The following is a 2361-nucleotide window of genomic DNA, read 5'->3' as shown; positions in this document are numbered from 1 at the left end:
GGCCGCCGCGAACACCGGGAAAGCGTCGTACAACTCGCGGCCCATGCCGACGCGCTGCGCGCCCTGACCGGTGAACAGGAAGGCCGTCCGGCCGGCCACCGTCGCGGTGATCCCGTCGCCCTCGGCCAGGGCGGCCAGCCCGGCGGCGAGTTCGGCGCGGTCCGCGGCGACGACGGCGGCCCGGTGGGCGAACTGCGCACGGCCGGTGGCCAGCGAGTAGGCGAGGTCGGTGAGGTCCAGCCCCGGGTCGGCGTCGAGCCGGGCGCGCAGCCTGGCGGCCTGCTCGCGCAGCGCGGGGACGGTCTTCGCCGACAGCAGGTGCGGTGCGATCGGGAGCGCGGGCGCTGTCCCGCTGTGGGCGTCGGTGTTCGGGTCGGCCTCCGGGTCGGCGGGCTGTTCCTCGGGCGCCTGCTCGACGATGACGTGGGCGTTGGTGCCGCTGACGCCGAAGGAGGAGACCCCGGCCCGGCGCGGACGGCCGGTCCCCGGCCACTCCCGGGCCTCGGTGACCAGCTCCACCGCGCCCGCCGTCCAGTCCACCTCGGGCGTCGGCTCGTCCACGTGCAGGGTGCGCGGGACGGTGCCCCGGCGGATCGCCTCGACCATCTTGATCACGCCGCCGACGCCCGCCGCGGCCTGGGTGTGGCCGATGTTGGACTTCAACGAGCCCAGCAGCAGCGGCCGTTCGCGGTCCTGGCCGTAGGCGGCCAGCAGGGCCTGGGCCTCGATCGGGTCGCCGAGGGTGGTGCCGGTGCCGTGCGCCTCCACCACGTCCACCTCGCCGGCCGACAGCCCGGCGCTCTCCAGCGCCTGCCGGATCACCCGCTGCTGCGCCGGACCGTTGGGCGCGGTGAGCCCGCTGCTCGCCCCGTCCTGGTTGATGCCCGACCCGCGGACGAGCGCCAGGACCGGGTGCCCGTTGCGGCGGGCGTCGGAGAGCCGCTCCAGCAGCAGCATGCCGACGCCCTCGCCCCAGGCCGTGCCGTCCGCGGCGGCGGCGAAGGACTTGCAGCGCCCGTCCGGCGCGAGCCCGCGCTGCCGGCTGAACTCCACGAAGCCCGCCGGGGTGGAGAGCACCGTGACGCCGCCGGCCAGGGCCAGCGAGCACTCGCCGGAGCGCAGGGCCTGGCTCGCCAGGTGCAGGGCGACCAGTGAGGAGGAGCACGCCGTGTCCACGGTGACGGCCGGACCCTCCAGGCCCAGCGCGTACGCCACCCGGCCGGAGGCCACGCTGCCGGCGCTGCCGTTGCCCAGGTAGCCCTCGACCTCCTCGGGGACGGACTGGAACCGCGCCGCGTAGTCGGCGGTGGCGATGCCGGCGAACACCCCGACCCGGCTGCCGCGCACCGAGGTCGGCGCGATCCCCGCCCGCTCGAAGGCCTCCCAGGAGGTCTCCAGCAGCAGTCGCTGCTGCGGGTCCATCGCCAGTGCCTCGCGCGGGCTGATCCCGAAGAACGCCGGGTCGAACTCGTCGGCCCGGTGCAGGAATCCGCCCTCGCGGACGTAGCTGGTGCCCGGCTTGTCCGGGTCGGGGTCGTACAGCGCCTCGACGTCCCAGCCCCGGTTGACCGGGAAGCCGGAGATCGCGTCGACGCCCCGGTCGACCAGCTGCCACAGCTCCTCGGGCGAGGTGACCTCGCCCGGATAGCGGCAGGCCATGCCGACGATCGCGATCGGCTCACGGCCGGCGTCGGCCAGCTGCCGGTTCTCCCGGCGCAGCCGCTGGATCTCCTTGAGGGAATCCCGGAGTGCCGCGACGACTTCCTGGGGTGCTGCGTTCATCACAATCTCCGTACGTCAAGCTCAGGTTCGGTGCCAGGGGAGCCGACGATCCGCGCCGCGTACTCGGCGCGACGCGGATCGTCGGAACGGCCCTAGGAGTTGTCGCGGGCCAGGCGGAGCAGTTCGGCCAGATCCATGTCGTCGATCTGCTCGTCGTCGACGGCTTCGGCGGTGCCGGCCGCCTCGGTGCCGGTCGCCTCGGTGTCCTCGCTCGTGGACGGTCCGGCGCCGGGCAGCTCGGGGTCCAGCGAGGTGCGCAGCTCCTTGGCGAGGGCGGCAGGGGTCGGGTAGTCGAAGATCAGCGTGCTGCTCAGCCGCAGGCCGGTGGCATCGGTGAGCAGCTTGCGCAGCTCGACCGCGGTCAGCGAGTCGAAGCCCTGCTCCAGGAAGCCGCGTTCGGGGTCGAAGCCGGTGTGCGGGGCCTCGCCGAGCACCCCGGCGACGCACTCCTCGACCACCTCCAGCAGCAGCTCGTCGCGCTCCGGCTCGGTGAGGCCGGCGAGCCGCTCCCGCAGCCCGGCGGCCCGGTCCGGCCGGCCGCCGTCGCCCGGCGCGCCGTCGCTCGGCGCTTCGGCCGGC

At 75.1% G+C, this 2361-nt stretch carries 2 protein-coding genes; both read right to left on the bottom strand.

Annotated features, from left to right (window positions below):
- A partial coding sequence (locus ABZ449_RS42005) for a beta-ketoacyl synthase N-terminal-like domain-containing protein (protein ID WP_360357417.1) occupies nt 1-1782 on the bottom strand: 1782 nt, incomplete at its 3' end.
- A gap of 92 nt (nt 1783-1874) precedes the next feature.
- Nucleotides 1875-2361: acyl carrier protein (locus ABZ449_RS42000; RefSeq protein ID WP_360357415.1), on the bottom strand; the 487-nt coding region annotated here is incomplete at its 5' end.

It is taken from the genome of Kitasatospora sp. NPDC005856 (genome assembly GCF_040629945.1).
In the GTDB taxonomy this organism is placed as follows: Bacteria; Actinomycetota; Actinomycetes; order Streptomycetales; family Streptomycetaceae; genus Kitasatospora.
This window is presented reverse-complemented; position numbering and strand designations above follow the sequence as displayed.